Consider the following 16,042-nt stretch of genomic DNA (forward strand, 5'->3'; position numbering starts at 1 on the left):
CACGGACGCACCCACAAGCAAGATCGGCACCCTGAGCCTGCCCCCTCAGCCCAAGATGGGCTCGGGTTTCCCGACGCTGCTGCGCAAAGAGCTGATGCGTTTCTGGAAAGTGGGCTTTCAGACCATTGCCGCTCCGGTGCTGACAGCGCTGATGTATTTGCTGATTTTCGCCCACGTACTGGAAGGTCGCGTCACGGTGTACGACTCCGTGCCCTACACCGCCTTCCTGATTCCGGGCCTGATGATGATGAGCATGTTGCAAAACGCCTTTGCCAACCCCTCGTCATCATTGATTCAAAGCCGCATCACAGGCAATCTGGTCTTTATCCTGTTGCCGCCACTGTCGCACCGCGAAATTTTCGCTGCTTATCTGCTGGCGTCCATCGCCCGTGGCATCTGTGTGGGCCTCTGTGTCTGGTTGGTGTCCCTGTTCTTTGTCTCCTTGCCCCTGGCCAAGCCTTTGTGGGTATTGGTCTTTGCCGTCCTGTCTTGCGGCATCATGGGCACCTTAGGCCTGATCGCCGGCCTGTGGTCTGAAAAATTCGACCAGTTGGCCGCGTTCCAGAACTTTCTGATCATGCCCGCCACCTTTTTGTCAGGTGTGTTCTATTCAATTCATAGCCTGCCGCCGTTTTGGCAGACTGTTTCACACTGGAATCCGTTGCTCTATACCATTGACGGATTCCGCTACGGTTTTTTTGCCGCCTCGGATATTTCTCCCTGGTTCAGCCTGACCGTTGTCGCCAGCGTCTTTGTTGCGCTGTGTCTGATTTCGCTACGCCTGCTTGCCTCAGGCTATAAATTACGGAATTGATCTCATGTTGCCGACTCCCGAACAAGTTCACCAATACATTGCCGACAACCTGCCCTGTGAACACTTGCAAGTGCAAGGCGATGGTTCGCACTTTGAGGCCCTGATCGTCAGCACCGCCTTTGAAGGCAAACGCCTGATTGCGCGTCACCAACTGGTCTACAAGGCCCTGGGTGACCGGATGAAAGCTGAAATCCACGCCCTGTCCATGCGCACGCTGACCCCCGACGAATACAAGGCCAATCCGAATGGATAAATTACGCATCACAGGCGGACAACGCCTCAATGGCGAGATCACCGTCTCTGGCGCCAAAAACGCTGCTCTGCCTATTCTGTGCGCCAGTTTGCTGACTGCCGATACGGTGTACCTGGACAATGTCCCGCGTCTGCGCGATATCGACACCACCCTGAAGCTCTTGGGCCAGTTGGGTGTCACCCAGGAGCGCAATGGCACGCTGGAGCTCAATGCAGGCAACATCACCAATCTGGAAGCGCCCTACGAGCTGGTGAAAACCATGCGCGCCTCCATTCTGGTGCTGGGCCCCCTGCTGGCCCGCTTTGGCCAGGCCCGCGTCAGCCTGCCCGGTGGTTGCGCCATTGGCCAACGCCCGGTAGATCAGCACATCAAGGGTCTGGCTGCCATGGGTGCAGAAATCCATGTCGAGCACGGCTTTGTGAATGCCCGCGCCAAACGCTTGCGTGGTGCAGTGGTGCGCACGGACATGGTGACAGTCACCGGCACCGAAAACCTGATGATGGCCGCTGTCCTGGCAGAAGGCCAAACCATTCTGGAGAACGCGGCCCGCGAACCAGAAATTATTGATCTGGCCGAGCTGCTGATCAAGATGGGCGCCAAGATCCAGGGCCACGGCACCGACCGCATCGTCATTGACGGTGTCGAGCGCCTGCACGGTGCCAAGCACACCATCTGCCCCGACCGTATTGAAGCCGGCACCTTCCTGTGTGCTGTTGCCGCTACCGGTGGCGAACTGACCTTGCGCAATACCGATGCTGACGCCATGGGCGCCACGCTGGACAAGCTGCGCGAAGCCGGTCTGCACATTGAAACCGGCCCAGACTGGATCAAGGCCAGCATGAATGGTCGCCCCAAGGCAGTCAGCTTTCGCACCAGCGAATATCCCGGTTTCCCTACCGACATGCAGGCTCAACTGATGGCCTTGAACACCATTGCCGACGGCACCGCCTCGGTTGTGGAAACCATCTTTGAAAATCGCTACATGCACGTGCAGGAATTGAACCGTCTGGGTGCACAGATTGATATCGAAGGCCATATGGCCGTGGTTACCGGCGCCCCCTACCTGACGGGCGCTACCGTCATGGCAACCGACCTGCGTGCTTCGGCCAGTTTGGTCATTGCGGGTCTGGCTGCTCGGGGTGACACCACCGTCGAACGCATCTACCATCTGGACCGTGGCTACGACCGTATGGAAGCCAAGCTTCAAGCCGTAGGCGCCAACATCGAGCGAATCAGCAGCAAGGAAACCTAATGAGCCCCGCCGGTTTAAATCAACCTCTGACGCTGGCCTTGTCCAAAGGCCGGATTTTTGACGAAACCCTGCCTTTGCTGGAAGAGGCGGGCATCAAAGTGCTGGAAAGCCCGGAAACGTCGCGCAAACTGATCCTGCCCACCAACAATCCGGACCTGCGTCTGATTATTGTGCGTGCCACGGACGTGCCGACCTACGTGCAATACGGTGCCGCCCATATCGGGATTGCCGGCAAGGACGTGTTGTACGAGCACATGGAACAGCACCCCGGCGGTCTATACCAGCCCGTGGATCTGAACATTGCCCGTTGCCGTCTGTGCGTGGCCGTGGCGGAGGGCTTTGACTACCATTCGGCTGTCAAACAAGGTTCGCGCTTGCGTATCGCAACCAAATACACGCGCGCGGCTCGCGAACACTTCGCCAGCAAAGGCGTGTACGTGGACCTGATCAAGCTATATGGCTCCATGGAGCTGGCCCCGCTGGTCGGTCTGGCTGACGCCATTGTGGATCTGGTCTCCAGCGGCGGCACCCTGCGTGCCAACAAGCTGGTGGAAGTGGAAGACATCACCCCCATCTCCTCGCGTTTGATCGTCAATCAAGCTGCCATGAAAAACCGTGGTGCCCAGCTACAACCCCTGATCGACGCTTTCTCTCGCGCCTCGGTGGACGAGTAAAATCTCCCCTGCTTCTCGCAGGGGACAAACAGCCGGACAATCCTGCTTGCGCAAAAGACGCAGACCGCCTTTTGCGCAAGCGAAATGTTATACACTGGCCCTTGATCCTTAGCTTTTTCCTATAGCGACATGTCACTGATCCATCGCCTGAACTCTCAATCCGCCCAGTTCGATGCCGAACTGCGCACGCTACTGGCTTACGAAGCGTCTGAAGACGCGTCTATCGAGCACGCTTGTGCCGAGATTCTGCATCGTATCCAGCATGAGGGAGACACGGCCTTGTTGGATTACACCCAGCGCTTTGACCGACTGGCCGTTGAACAGGCTTCGGCACTGGAAATTTCTAAAGAAGAGCTGTTTGCAGCCCTGGACAGCCTGCCCGCCGATCAGCGCAAGGCACTGGAGCAGGCCGCCGAGCGCGTGCGCCGTTATCACGAACATCAACGTGCCCAAACCTGGACCTACACAGAAGCCGACGGCACCGTGCTGGGCCAGCAAGTCACCCCCTTGGACCGTGTGGGACTGTATGTTCCCGGTGGCAAGGCCGCTTACCCCTCCTCGGTTCTGATGAACGCCATTCCCGCCAAAGTGGCGGGTGTTCCTGAACTGATCATGGTCACGCCTACACCCGATGGCGTGCGCAACCCTATCGTGCTGGCCGCCGCCGCCATAGGTGGTGTCGATCGCGTGTTCACCATTGGTGGCGCACAAGCCGTGGGCGCCTTGGCTTACGGCACGGATACCATTCCTGCGGTGGACAAGATTGTCGGCCCCGGCAACGCCTATGTAGCCGCTGCCAAACGCCGCGTCTTTGGTGTGGTGGGTATCGACATGATTGCCGGCCCCTCCGAAATCCTGATCATCAGCGACGGCAGTGCTCCGGCCGACTGGGTGGCCATGGACCTGTTCTCCCAGGCCGAACACGACGAGCTGGCCCAGGCCATCTTGCTGTGCCCCGATGCCGACTTTCTGGATCAGGTTGAAGCCGCTATCGAACGCTTGTTACCCACCATGCCACGCGAGGACATCATCCGTCGCAGCCTGTCTGGCCGGGGAGCCCTGATCCACGTCCGCGATCTGGACGAGGCCTGTCAGATCAGCAACCATATCGCGCCGGAACACCTGGAAGTCTCTACCCGGAACGCCCAGGACTTGTTGGGCAAAATCCGCCATGCTGGCGCCATTTTCCTAGGCCCCTACAGCTCCGAATCGCTGGGCGATTACTGTGCCGGGCCTAACCATGTCCTGCCGACGGCACGCACTGCGCGTTTCTCGTCACCGTTGGGCGTCTACGATTTCCAGAAACGCAGCAGCATTATTCAGGTTTCAGAATCAGGCGCCCAGACACTGGGACCCATAGCCGCTACGCTGGCACAAGGCGAGGGCCTGTACGCCCACGCTGCCAGCGCGCAATTCCGATTGAACCAATCCTGATACCGGCCTTGCCGCCGGCTCTGATATGCGTACCGCCGAGATTACCCGCAATACCAATGAAACCCGCATCCGCGTGGCCGTTAACCTGGACGGCACCGGCCGTCACTCGCTCAACAGCGGTGTGCCTTTTCTGGACCACATGCTGGACCAGATTGCCCGCCACGGTCTGATCGACTTGGATGTGCACTGTGAGGGCGATACCCACATCGACGACCACCATACCGTCGAAGATATCGGCATTGCGCTGGGCCAGGCATTTGCCAAGGCTGTCGGTAGCAAAGCCGGTCTGCGCCGCTATGGCCACTCCTACGTGCCGCTGGACGAAGCCCTGTCGCGCGTCGTCGTGGACTTCTCCGGTCGCCCTGGTCTGTTTTATTTTGTGCCCTTTACCCGCGCACGAATCGGTCAGTTCGATGTAGACTTGGCACGCGAGTTTTTCCAGGGTTTTGTCAACCACGCCCTGGTTTCTATGCACATCGATAACCTGCGCGGCGAAAACGCACATCATCAGTGCGAAACCGTGTTTAAAGCCTTTGGTCGAGCATTGCGTATGGCTCTGGAGCTGGACCCACGTAGCGAAGGCGTGGTGCCTTCGACCAAAGGGGTTCTGTAAACGTCCTTTGGACACACATCGTGACCACTATCGCTATTGTCGATTACGGTTCGGGCAACATCTTCTCGGTTGCCCGGGCACTGCATGCCGCTGCACCTGATGCGCGCATTGTTCTTGCTCAAACTCCTCAAGCCATTCTGGATGCGGACCGGGTTGTATTACCCGGCCAGGGAGCCATGCCCGATTGCATGGCCCACCTGGACCAATCCGGTTTGCGCGATGCCTTGCTGACTGCAGCCCGCAGCAAACCTTTATTAGGTATCTGCGTAGGCGAACAAATGCTGTTCGACTCCAGTCAGGAAGGCAATGTCCCCTGTTTAGGTCTGATTCCCGGCCAAGTGCGCCGTTTTGAGGGCCCAAACTACAAAAGCAGCGACCACGCCTCCGGCACCGGGCTGAAAGTGCCCCATATTGGCTGGAACCGCGTACACCAGACTCAAGACCACCCCTTATGGGCTGGCATTGAAGATGGCGCGTTCTTTTACTTTGTGCATAGCTACTTTGTCGATCCGCTGCATATAGATCAAACTTGTGGTTCGACGCACTATGGCCAACGCTTTACCTCGGCGATCGCAAACGCTAATATTTTTGCGTTGCAATGCCATCCTGAGAAAAGTGCGGACAACGGCCTGCAACTGTTCCGGAATTTCGCCAACTGGAAGCCATGATTTTTCAATAAAGCTTCCTGGCGTCTTTTCGACTTTTTCCGACCCAGTATTTCTTACGTTTTTTACGGCTAAAGACCATGCTTTTGATTCCCGCCATCGACCTTAAAGACGGGCGTTGTGTGCGCCTTCGCCAGGGTGACCTGGACGACGCCACTATTTTCTCGGATGATCCGGCCAAAATAGCAACACAGTGGCTCGAGCAAGGGGCCCGGCGCCTGCATCTGGTGGACTTGAACGGCGCTTTTGCCGGCAAGCCCAAGAACAGCGAAGCCATCAAATCCATTATTGCGGCCATTGACGGTGAGATTCCCGTACAGATCGGGGGCGGTATCCGCGATCTGGACACCATCGAACGCTACCTGGACGCCGGAATGAGCTATGTCATTGTTGGCACAGCCGCCGTCAAAAGCCCAGGTTTCCTGCAGGACGCTTGCAGCGCTTTTCCTGGCAGCATCATTGTTGGCCTGGACGCCCGTGACGGCAAAATCGCCACCGATGGCTGGAGCAAGCTGACACGCCACGACGTACTGGACCTGGCCAAGAAATTTGAAGACTACGGCTGCGAATCCATTATCTATACGGATATTGGCCGCGACGGCATGTTGACAGGCGTCAATATCGAAGCCACCGTCAAACTGTCTCAGCACGTCAAGATTCCTGTGATCGCCTCGGGCGGCGTCACCAACCTGAAAGACATCGAAGACCTGTGTGCTGTCGAGCACGAAGGGATTGAAGGTGTCATTTTGGGGCGCAGCATTTATGAAGGCACCCTGGATTTTGCCGAGGCACAAACATTTGCTGACGAGTACCCGGCATGAGCCAGGTTGCTGCCAACGAATTAGCCTGCCGCATTATCCCCTGTCTGGATGTCACCGCCGGTCGCGTGGTCAAAGGAATCAACTTTGTGGATCTGGTCGATGCCGGAGACCCGGTAGAGATCGCCCGCAAATACAACGACCAGGGTGCCGATGAGCTGACCTTCCTGGACATTACCGCCACCTCGGACAACCGGGATCTGATCTTGCCGATCATCGAACAGGTGGCCAGCCAGATTTTCATTCCGCTGACAGTCGGTGGCGGTGTCCGTGAAGTCACGGACATCCAGCGCCTGCTCAATGCCGGTGCGGACAAGGTGTCCATTAACAGCGCCGCCATCAGCAACCCTGATCTGGTGCGTGCTGCCAGCGATCACCACGGCACGCAGTGCATGGTTGTCGCCATTGATGCTCGCCGTGTCAGTGCCGAAAACGAAGCTCCCCGCTGGGAAGTCTTTACTCACGGCGGCCGTCGTGGAACAGGTCTGGATGTCGTGGAATGGGCAGCCCGCATGGCCGACTATGGCGCAGGCGAGCTACTGCTGACCAGCATGGACCGCGACGGCACCAAATCCGGCTTTGATCTGGAACTGACCCGTGCCGTATCCGATGCGGTCTCCGTGCCCGTTATCGCCTCTGGCGGCGTGGGTGGCCTGCAAGACCTGGCCGACGGCGTGATCAAAGGTGGTGCTAGTGCCGTGCTGGCCGCCAGCATCTTCCACTATGGTCAACACACTATTGCCGAAGCCAAGGATTTCATGGCTGCGCAAGGTATTCAGGTGCGACGCTAATGGCAGACTTACCGGCCTGGCTGGCTGAAATCCGCTTTGATGAACAAGGTCTGATCCCTGCGATTGCACAGGACCAGGCCACGGGCAAAATCCTGATGGTCGCCTGGATGAACCAGGAGTCCCTGCAAGAGACCGTCAGTACTGGCCGCGCCGTGTACTGGTCGCGTTCCCGCCAGCGCCTGTGGCGCAAAGGCGAGGAATCCGGCCATGTGCAGCACGTCAGCGACTTGCGCCTGGACTGCGACGGCGATGTTATTTTGCTCAGCGTGGAACAGCTTGGTCAGATTGCCTGTCATACGGGACGTGAAAGCTGCTTTTATCGCCAGTTGCAAGGCCAGAGCGATCAAGCACAATGGGTGGTGGTTGATCCCGTCCTGAAAGACCCGGAGCATATTTACCGATGAACGAACAACCTACTGTCGAGACTATTCTCGATCATCTTGGCCGCACTCTGAAGTCCCGTTTGCCGGCACAAGGCGGGGACCCTTCCTCGTCCTATGCCGCCAAGCTTCTGGCCAAAGGGCCGGATGCGTTCTTGAAAAAGATCGGCGAGGAGGCAACCGAGCTGGTCATGGCGGCTAAGGATCAGGAACGCGAACGCATTGTCTGCGAAACCGCAGACCTGTGGTTTCATAGCCTGGTGGCCCTGACCTATTATGGTCTGGAGCCTCGTGATGTCCTGACAGAGCTGCTGCGCCGTGAAGGCACATCGGGATTGGAAGAAAAAGCTTCGCGACCTAAGGATCAAGCGTAATCCTGTCATCTAGTCGCGCTACACTGTCCTAATACCTAGATTTTCAGCATTCGCCCAGCGAGTGCTTCGCTACCGAGGTTGCTATGAGCGAGAACTGTCTTTTCTGTAAAATTGCTGCCGGTCAGATCCCGTCCAAAAAGGTATACGAGGACGAGGATTTTCTGGCATTTCACGACATCAACCCAGCGGCTCCTATTCATATTCTGGTCATTCCCAAAAAACACGTCGTCTCCATGCAGGACGTATCGGACCAGGATAGCGAATGGTTGGGTAAAATGATGGCTTTGGCTCCTTCCCTGGCCGCAAAGGCTGGTTGTCGCCCCGGCCCAGAAGGCGGTTTCCGCATTGTCATCAACAACGGTTTGGATGGCGGGCAGGAAATCAACCATTTACACATGCACATCTTGGGCGGTGAGCGCCCATGGCAACAACGCGCAGCCATGGCTGCTTAAGGGAGATACATTATGGGTAGCTTTAGCATTTGGCACTGGTTGATCGTTCTGGTCATCGTCGCCCTGGTTTTCGGCACCAAAAAACTGCGTAACATCGGCTCGGATCTGGGCGGTGCAGTCAAAGGTTTTAAAGAAGGCATGAAAGAAGTTGGCGACGACGAGAAAAATCCCGAGTCTGTCAGCCAGCGTACGGCAGATCCCCAAACAATCGATGTGCAGGCAAAGGAAAAGTCCGATCGCACCTGACTTTTACGTGAGTCTCCATGTTTGATATCAGCTTTACTGAGCTACTCCTGATTGGTGTAGTTGCTTTGATCGTTATCGGTCCGGAGCGCCTTCCCAAAGTGGCTCGCACAGCCGGGCATCTGCTTGGCCGCGCTCAGCGTTACGTCACCGAGGTCAAATCCGATATCCAACGTGAAATCAATCTGGATGAGGTCAATAAGCTCAAAGACCAGATGGAAGACGCTGCGCGTTCGGTACGCAGCTCGGTCCAGGACACAGGCAAAAGCCTGAGCCAGCCTCTGACCGAAGCGCGCGACACGCTACAAAATGCGTCGGAGTCCGCACGTAAGGCCTTTTCAGATACCGCTGACAGCGCGACTACAACGCCCGACGCCGCTTTAACAGAACCGGCTGCCAGCCAGCCAAGCACGGATGCAGCCGCCCCACCAGCGCCTAGCGCGCCTGCCAGTGACGACGCTCCCCGTCCTACGGATGCTCCCGCCCACCCCGCTAAAGGACCTACGGCATGAGCACCGACGCGCCTCAAGAAGACACCTTTATCTCTCACCTGGTAGAGCTGCGCACACGCCTGTTACGCGCCGTTATTGCCGTGGTGGGAATTTTTATCGTGTTGTTTACCTATCCGGGTGCCTCGGCAATTTATGATGTGTTGGCACAGCCCATGATGAGCTCGCTGCCCGAGGGCACACGCATGATCGCCACGGGGGTAATTACCCCTTTCATGGTGCCGGTCAAAGTCACCCTGATGGCAGCCTTCGTGCTGGCCTTGCCGATTGTGCTTTATCAGGCATGGGCCTTTATTGCGCCTGGCTTGTATAACCACGAGAAGAAACTGGCGTTGCCCCTGATCATGACCAGCACCTTGCTGTTCATCGCTGGCATGGCATTTTGTTATTTCGTGGTGTTCCGCACCGTTTTCCATTTCATCGCCACGTTTGCCCCACAATCGATTACGCCAGCTCCGGACATCGAAGCCTACCTGGGTTTTGTCATGACCATGTTCCTGGCATTTGGCATTACATTTGAAGTGCCGATCGCAGTGATCTTGCTGGTAAAAACAGGTGTTGTGACGGTAGCCAAGCTGCGTGAAATCCGTGGCTATGTCATTGTGGGTGCCTTTGTCATCGCTGCTATTGTTACTCCACCGGACGTGGTCAGCCAGCTTCTGTTAGCAACTCCGCTATGCCTGCTCTATGAGTTAGGGATTCTGGCCGCCAGCCTGATCAAAAAACGAGAAACGGAAAGCAGCGAAGGCCGTGAGCTGGACCTGTAAAACGATCAAAGCAACATCGGTCTGTACACGCTAGGTTTTTTGTCAGTGCAGGCCCAAAAATGGCTCTCTTGCCCTGCTCCAAAAAGAGCAGTCCTAGAGAGCCATTCTTTTATAGACGCGTTGCAAAGCCCTTGTGCCGCTACGATCTGTAAAACAGCCAAGAACCGGTACAGCCCTCAAGGCCATGGCCCTTCAACCCTTCTTCGAGGGGCCCCCCACCAGGAAAAAGCAGGGAAGCTGCTGACCTTACTTGCGCACCTGAGGCCGCATACCAACCTTGACAGGAACATCCAGCTCCTTGCCATCGCGCAGCACACGTAACGTCACGGTCTGCCCCGGTTGCACGGGGCCAATCTGGTTGAGCAGGTCAATTGAATCGGTCACTGGCTGACCATTCAACCCCAACACGATATCCCCAACCAGCAAATGGGCCTCGGCAGCCGGGCCATGACGCTGCACGCTGGCAATAATCACACCCGCATCACTTTTCAGCTTGAAGCTCTTGACCAAGTCTGGCGTGATGTCCTGCGGCTCCAGCCCCAGCCAACCCCGCGTCACTTCTCCATTACGAATGATCTCGTCCATAATGGCCAGCGCTGTCGAAGCAGGAATGGCAAAGCCGATTCCCAGCGACCCACCAGTTTCAGAATAAATAGCGGTATTGATCCCCACCAGTCGGCCCGTCACATCCACCAAGGCACCACCAGAATTGCCCGGATTGATTGCCGCATCTGTCTGGATAAAGTTCTCGTAAATATTGATACCCAGGCGATTGCGCCCCAGCCCCGACACAATACCCATTGTGGTGGTTTGCCCCACTCCGAAAGGGTTGCCGATAGCCAGTACGACATCTCCCACCTGCAACTGATCCTGGGACTGTGTCCGGATCACCACCAGTTTGGGCAGATCGATCTTGAGCACAGCCAGATCGCTTTCCGGGTCCGAACCAATCAAGCGAGCCTTGGCCTGACGCCCATCCGACAAGGCCACCTCAATGGCGTCGGCCGCCTCGATCACATGGTAATTGGTCAGGATATAGCCTTGTTCGTGTACGATCACGCCCGAGCCCAGGTTGATTGTGGAGCGACGCCCCATCAGATCAGGCAGTTCACGGAACAGACGTTGCAAATCGGGGTCTTCCAGCAAAGGAGAATTGCCTTCCAAATGCTTGCTGGTGTACACATTAACGACAGCCGGCGCGGCCTGGGTGACCGCCGAGGCATAAGACAAGGGGCTCTCCTGGGCGACAGGGGCCAGTAAAGAAGGAACCGGTGCCGGCATGACCACCGCATCAGTTGTGCGCACGGGTAACTGGGGTGCTCCCAACCACTGAGGCCTGAATGTCACCACAATAAAAAAACCCGCTAAGCAGATCGTCACCGCTTGAGCAAATACTAGCCACAATCGACGCATAGCACTCTTTCAGATAAGGATTTCCATGACTCAGGTTTCAACGGCAGAACTGGCCAACTGGCTCAATAGCACCTTGGATATCACCCGTTTCAAGGACTACTGTCCCAATGGGCTCCAGGTCGAAGGCAAGCCCTATATTGGCAAACTTGTCACCGGCGTAACGGCCTCGCTGGCGCTGATTGATGCCGCTATTGCCCGCCAGGCGGACGCAATTTTGGTACACCACGGCTGGTTCTGGAAAAACGAGAACCCATGTATTGTTGGCACCCGAAAAACTCGTATCGAACGCGTCCTGTCGCATCAGCTTAACCTCTTGGGCTATCACCTGCCCCTGGATGCGCATCCCGAGTTTGGCAACAACGCTCAACTGGCTCGGCAATTAGGCATTGAGGTGCTCCGTGATGCAAACGGCTTGGCACAAACCTGTGGCCCGGACGGACTGGTCTGGCTGGGTGAACTGCCTGCCCCCGTTTCACTGGAAACATTCGGCCTGACAGTTTGCAATAACTTACACCGCAAACCACTAATTGTTGGTGATTTACAACGAAAAGTCCGCCGAATCGCCTGGTGCACGGGAGGCGCACAGGGTTTTATTGATAGTGCCGTTGCCGCCCAAGCCGATCTTTATATCAGCGGTGAGGCCTCAGAACAGACCTTTCACAGCGCACAGGAAAACAATATTGCCTTCATGGCTGCCGGTCACCATGCCACCGAACGCTACGGTGCCAAAGCTCTGGGTGAGGAAATTGCGCGTCAATTTGGTATTGAGGTGGAGTTCATCGACATGGACAACCCGATCTGACTTCACCAAAAACCAGCACATATGACCTTGAACAAGCTTTAAAGCCCCGCATGGCTAGACAAGCCCAGGCCAGGAAAGGCTAAAATCAGGCATCCGGCGCGGGCAAACTTGGCCCTGCCGGTGGGTTTACATAAACAAAAGGTGCCGAAAGGCACCTTAAAGCTTTGATACGTTTGGGCTTTTATTTTTTCAGCGAATCCCTGATCTCACGCAGTAACAGCACGTCTTCAGGGGTTGGCGCGGGAACGACTTCCGCTGCTTCTTCCTTGGCCACCGTGGCGCGCATACGGTTAATCATCTTGACCATGCAAAACACCACGAAGGCCAGCAAGATGAAGTTGATCAAAATGGTCAGGAAGCTACCCCACGAAAGAACAACAGCCCCTGCCGACCTCAAAGCTTCCAGGGTTTCTGGGCCGGTAAAGCCCTCTGGTCTACGCAAGACTGTGAACTGATTGGTAAAATTCACCTCGCCGCCAAGGATGAAACTGATGACGGGCATGATGATGTCTTTTACCAGCGAGTCGATAATCTTGCCGAAAGCAGCGCCAATAATGACACCGACCGCAAGGTCCATCATGTTGCCCTTAACGGCGAACTCCCGGAATTCGTTCAGGAAACCTCGAGCCTTGTTCATATGTTCACCTTTGATCAAGTTATGCTGCGCTGGGTAACGCGTATAATGTGCGGTTGAATAATATACCCAGGCCCAAATCCGTAAATTGTGGTATTGCCCGAGTCGGGCAGGAATAAGGATACTAGAATGAGTCAGAACACGACACAGCCCGATGCCAGAGGCGCGGTTGATTTCAATCTTCCGCCCGATCCTTCGCGCCGCACCTGGGTCGCCACCGCCTGTGCATTAGGTGGTGTTGCTGGTGTGGCAACAGCTGTTCCCTTTGTCAGCTCCTTTGCTCCTTCGGAGAAAGCAAAAGCGGCCGGCGCTCCCGTAGAGGTTGATATTTCCAATATCGCCCCCGGTCAGATGCGCACCGTTGAATGGCGCGGGAAACCGGTCTGGATTCTGCACCGCACCCAAGAGCAACTGGACGCCCTGCCCAAGCTCGATAGCCAACTGGCCGACCCTGACTCGGACCGTCCCGGCTACACCCCCGCGTACGCCAAGAACGAATACCGTTCGCGTCGCCCTGAAATCTTTATCTGTATCGGTATTTGCACCCACCTGGGTTGCTCCCCTACCCCGCATCTGGCCGCTGGCGCTGGCGCCGGTCTGCCCGGTGGTTGGGAAGGCGGCTTTCTGTGCCCCTGCCACGGCTCCACGTTTGACCTGGCCGGCCGGGTCTACAGCAACAAGCCTGCTCCGGACAATCTGGAAATCCCGCCCTACGAGTTCTCGGCCGACGGCACGATGGTTACCATCGGCGTAGACGAAAACAACAAGGCCTAAGGCGGCTGTAACCCAATACGTACTATTTAAAAAGATAAAGGAGCCGTTTCATGGCTGGCGAGAAAACCGTCGAAACGACAGGACTCTTGGGATGGATTGACAGGCGCTTCCCCCTGACATCCATGTACAAAGAGCACATGTCAGAATATTACGCGCCGAAGAACTTCAACTTCTGGTACTTCTTTGGTTCTCTGGCACTGCTGGTGCTGGTCATCCAGATTGTGACTGGTATTTTTCTGGTCATGAACTACAAGCCTGATGCCAAACTGGCCTTTGAGTCGGTTGAGTACATCATGCGCGAAGTGCCCGGTGGCTGGATCATCCGCTACATGCACTCCACAGGCGCTTCCATGTTCTTCGTGGTGGTGTACCTGCACATGCTGCGCGGCTTGTTCTACGGTTCTTACCGCAAGCCTCGTGAACTGGTGTGGATCTTTGGCGTTGCCATTTTCCTCTGTCTGATGGCTGAAGCCTTCATGGGCTACCTGCTGCCATGGGGCCAGATGTCCTACTGGGGCGCCCAGGTGATTGTTAACCTGTTCTCGGCCATTCCTTTCATTGGTCCTGACCTGGCTATTTTCATCCGTGGTGACTACGTGGTGTCCGACGCCACCCTGAACCGCTTCTTTGCGCTGCACGTCATTGCTGTGCCTCTGGTCCTGCTGGGCCTGGTTGTGGCTCACCTGATCGCGCTGCACGAAGTCGGTTCCAACAACCCTGACGGTATCGAAATCAAGAACGGCCCCAAAGACGCACAAGGTCGTCCTTTGGATGGCATTCCCTTCCACCCCTACTACTCGGTACACGACATCCTGGGTGTGGCTGGCTTCCTGATTGTGTTTGCCGCGATTGTGTTCTTTGCCCCTGAAATGGGCGGCTACTTCCTGGAGTTCAACAACTTCAGCCCAGCCGATGCGCTAAAGACTCCTCCACACATTGCGCCTGTCTGGTACTTCACGCCTTTCTACTCCATGCTGCGTGCCACAACCGCTGACTTTACCTGGGTTCTGGCCGGTGCTTCCGTGCTGGGCGCGCTGGTGCTGTTCGTCAAAGGCAAGCTGCCCGGTATCTGGCGTCTGGCTGTTCCAGCCATCCTGATCGCTGTTGCTGTGTTGCTGCGTGTTATCGACGCCAAGTTCTGGGGCGTGGTGGCCATGGGTGGTACGGTCGTGATCCTGTTCTTCCTGCCTTGGCTGGACAAATCGCCTGTGAAGTCGATTCGTTACCGTCCTACCTGGCACAAAGTGCTGTACGCGATTTTCATCATCAACTTCCTGATCTTGGGTTACCTGGGCACGCAGGCCCCGAACGACTTGTTCAACCTGCTGAGCCAGATCGGTACGGTGATCTACCTGGCATTCTTCCTGTTGATGCCAGTATGGAGCCGCATGGGTACATTCAAACCCGAACCTGATCGCGTGACTTTCCGCCCTCACTAGGCCCCCAACACGAAACGGAATGACCATGATTAAAAAACTGCTTGGCGCTCTGGCCTTGTCCCTTACCTGCACGGTGGCTGTGGCCGCCGAAGGTGGCTATGCCCTGGAGCGCGCGCCCGACCGCATGAATGACATGGCGGCTTTGCAAAATGGCGCAAAACTGTTTGTGAACTACTGTCTGAACTGTCATAGCGCCAACTCCATGCGCTACAACAAGCTGACAGATATCGGCCTGACCGAAGAAGACATCAAGAAAAACTTGCTGTTCTCCTCGGACAAGGTGGGTGATCTGATGAAGATCGCCATGACCCCGGAAATGGGCAAGAAATGGTTTGGTGCTGCTCCTCCTGACCTGTCCGTGATTGCACGTGCCAAGTCCACCAACCTGGGCCCTAGCGGCGCAGACTACATCTACACCTACCTGCGCACTTTCTACCGTGACGCATCCCGTCCTACAGGCTGGGATAACCTGGTTTTCCCAAGCGTGGGTATGCCTCACGCCATGTGGGAGCGCCAAGGTGGTGTGACTTTGCACCGTACGACCGTGGCTGAAACCGCCAAAGACGATGGCAGCAAAGAGTGGGTCAAGACAGTCGCCAGCTACGATCCCGCCGGCTTCTCGTCCGTCAAGACAGAAGTATTGGACAATTACACTGGCCATGCCTCCGACTCGGTCAAGCTCGAGCCCGTCAATGCCAAGATGGCTGCCAAGTACGACAGCGATGTCGCCGACCTGGCCAACTTCATGGACTGGATGGCAGAACCTGTGCAACTGGAGCGCAAGAAAATTGGTGTGGGCGTAATCCTGTTCCTGCTCTTGTTCTTTGCCGTTGCATGGCGCCTGAACAGCGTTTTCTGGAAAGACATCAAGTAAAACGCTATGCTAGACGGGCAGGCCTAACTAGCCTGCCCGGCTTTTTATTGTTAAAACCCTCTGCAGG

Annotated in this window: 21 protein-coding genes; 19 read left to right on the top strand and 2 right to left on the bottom strand. The window is 56.3% G+C overall.

Annotated features, from left to right (window positions below):
• Positions 1-55: 55 nt before the first annotated feature.
• From LNA76_RS15230 to tatC, 15 genes are all read left to right on the top strand, one after another.
• Entirely contained in the window at positions 56-814 is a 759-nt protein-coding gene (locus LNA76_RS15230; RefSeq protein WP_094198456.1) for an ABC transporter permease, read from the top strand.
• A 4-nt stretch (positions 815-818) separates the two neighbouring features.
• Positions 819-1,067 carry a BolA family protein gene (locus tag LNA76_RS15235; protein ID WP_009455487.1) on the top strand — a complete coding sequence of 83 codons (249 nt, stop codon included), beginning with the start codon at positions 819-821 and terminating at the stop codon, positions 1,065-1,067.
• A complete protein-coding gene (gene murA / locus LNA76_RS15240; protein ID WP_094197987.1) occupies positions 1,060-2,319 on the top strand; it encodes a UDP-N-acetylglucosamine 1-carboxyvinyltransferase in 1,260 nt (419 codons plus the stop codon). Before LNA76_RS15235 ends, murA begins: the two co-directional genes overlap by 8 nt.
• Positions 2,319-2,993 (top strand): ATP phosphoribosyltransferase, encoded by a 675-nt coding sequence (hisG, locus tag LNA76_RS15245; RefSeq protein WP_009455485.1) that lies wholly within the window; start codon positions 2,319-2,321, stop codon positions 2,991-2,993. Before murA ends, hisG begins: the two co-directional genes overlap by 1 nt.
• A gap of 129 nt (positions 2,994-3,122) precedes the next feature.
• Positions 3,123-4,427 (top strand): histidinol dehydrogenase, encoded by a 1,305-nt coding sequence (hisD, locus tag LNA76_RS15250; RefSeq protein ID WP_094197989.1) that lies wholly within the window; start codon positions 3,123-3,125, stop codon positions 4,425-4,427.
• A 25-nt stretch (positions 4,428-4,452) separates the two neighbouring features.
• Complete coding sequence (gene hisB / locus LNA76_RS15255) at positions 4,453-5,040, top strand: imidazoleglycerol-phosphate dehydratase HisB (RefSeq protein WP_094197990.1); 588 nt, start codon at positions 4,453-4,455, stop codon at positions 5,038-5,040.
• A gap of 20 nt (positions 5,041-5,060) precedes the next feature.
• Complete coding sequence (gene hisH / locus LNA76_RS15260) at positions 5,061-5,708, top strand: imidazole glycerol phosphate synthase subunit HisH (protein WP_094197991.1); 648 nt, start codon at positions 5,061-5,063, stop codon at positions 5,706-5,708.
• A 77-nt stretch (positions 5,709-5,785) separates the two neighbouring features.
• Positions 5,786-6,526 carry a 1-(5-phosphoribosyl)-5-[(5-phosphoribosylamino)methylideneamino]imidazole-4-carboxamide isomerase gene (hisA, locus tag LNA76_RS15265; protein WP_094197992.1) on the top strand — a complete coding sequence of 247 codons (741 nt, stop codon included), beginning with the start codon at positions 5,786-5,788 and terminating at the stop codon, positions 6,524-6,526.
• A complete protein-coding gene (hisF, locus tag LNA76_RS15270; protein WP_094197993.1) occupies positions 6,523-7,314 on the top strand; it encodes an imidazole glycerol phosphate synthase subunit HisF in 792 nt (263 codons plus the stop codon). The genes hisA and hisF overlap by 4 nt, the downstream gene beginning before the upstream one ends.
• Complete coding sequence (gene hisI / locus LNA76_RS15275; protein WP_108728395.1) at positions 7,314-7,718, top strand: phosphoribosyl-AMP cyclohydrolase; 405 nt, start codon at positions 7,314-7,316, stop codon at positions 7,716-7,718. Before hisF ends, hisI begins: the two co-directional genes overlap by 1 nt.
• Entirely contained in the window at positions 7,715-8,068 is a 354-nt protein-coding gene (locus tag LNA76_RS15280; protein WP_094197995.1) for a phosphoribosyl-ATP diphosphatase, read from the top strand. Before hisI ends, LNA76_RS15280 begins: the two co-directional genes overlap by 4 nt.
• An 83-nt stretch (positions 8,069-8,151) precedes the next feature.
• Positions 8,152-8,520: a histidine triad nucleotide-binding protein gene (locus LNA76_RS15285; protein ID WP_094197996.1), complete on the top strand. Its 369-nt coding sequence runs from the start codon at positions 8,152-8,154 to the stop codon at positions 8,518-8,520.
• A 12-nt stretch (positions 8,521-8,532) separates the two neighbouring features.
• Positions 8,533-8,766, top strand: a complete 234-nt coding sequence (tatA, locus tag LNA76_RS15290; protein WP_094197997.1) for a Sec-independent protein translocase subunit TatA — start codon at positions 8,533-8,535, stop codon at positions 8,764-8,766.
• Between the two features lie 17 nt (positions 8,767-8,783).
• A complete protein-coding gene (tatB, locus tag LNA76_RS15295; RefSeq protein ID WP_125277144.1) occupies positions 8,784-9,275 on the top strand; it encodes a Sec-independent protein translocase protein TatB in 492 nt (163 codons plus the stop codon).
• On the top strand, positions 9,272-10,039 hold the full coding sequence (gene tatC, locus LNA76_RS15300) for a twin-arginine translocase subunit TatC (protein ID WP_094197999.1): 768 nt from the start codon (positions 9,272-9,274) through the stop codon (positions 10,037-10,039). Before tatB ends, tatC begins: the two co-directional genes overlap by 4 nt.
• Before the next feature lie 246 nt (positions 10,040-10,285).
• On the opposite strand, the gene LNA76_RS15305 is transcribed toward tatC, so the two are convergent.
• Entirely contained in the window at positions 10,286-11,452 is a 1,167-nt protein-coding gene (locus LNA76_RS15305) for a S1C family serine protease (protein ID WP_094198000.1), read from the bottom strand.
• A 25-nt stretch (positions 11,453-11,477) separates the two neighbouring features.
• Here LNA76_RS15305 and LNA76_RS15310 point away from each other — a divergent pair, with 25 nt between their 5' ends.
• Positions 11,478-12,254: a Nif3-like dinuclear metal center hexameric protein gene (locus LNA76_RS15310; RefSeq protein ID WP_094198001.1), complete on the top strand. Its 777-nt coding sequence runs from the start codon at positions 11,478-11,480 to the stop codon at positions 12,252-12,254.
• A gap of 181 nt (positions 12,255-12,435) precedes the next feature.
• Here the strand turns inward: LNA76_RS15310 and mscL are convergent, their stop codons facing one another.
• Positions 12,436-12,891 (bottom strand): large conductance mechanosensitive channel protein MscL, encoded by a 456-nt coding sequence (mscL, locus tag LNA76_RS15315; RefSeq protein ID WP_094198457.1) that lies wholly within the window; start codon positions 12,889-12,891, stop codon positions 12,436-12,438.
• 126 nt (positions 12,892-13,017) lie between these two features.
• On the opposite strand from mscL, the gene petA reads away from it, so the two are divergent.
• From petA to LNA76_RS15330, 3 genes are read left to right on the top strand one after another with little or no spacing between them, the layout of a single operon-like run.
• Complete coding sequence (gene petA, locus LNA76_RS15320; protein ID WP_094198002.1) at positions 13,018-13,662, top strand: ubiquinol-cytochrome c reductase iron-sulfur subunit; 645 nt, start codon at positions 13,018-13,020, stop codon at positions 13,660-13,662.
• A gap of 50 nt (positions 13,663-13,712) precedes the next feature.
• Complete coding sequence (locus LNA76_RS15325; protein WP_094198003.1) at positions 13,713-15,101, top strand: cytochrome b; 1,389 nt, start codon at positions 13,713-13,715, stop codon at positions 15,099-15,101.
• Positions 15,102-15,120: 19 nt separating this feature from the next.
• Positions 15,121-15,975, top strand: coding sequence for a cytochrome c1 (locus LNA76_RS15330; RefSeq protein ID WP_094198004.1), 855 nt, complete (start codon positions 15,121-15,123; stop codon positions 15,973-15,975).
• Positions 15,976-16,042: the final 67 nt, after the last annotated feature.

The sequence above is a fragment of the Alcaligenes sp. MMA genome (assembly GCF_020907215.1).
Lineage (GTDB): Bacteria > Pseudomonadota > Gammaproteobacteria > Burkholderiales > Burkholderiaceae_B > Alcaligenes > Alcaligenes aquatilis.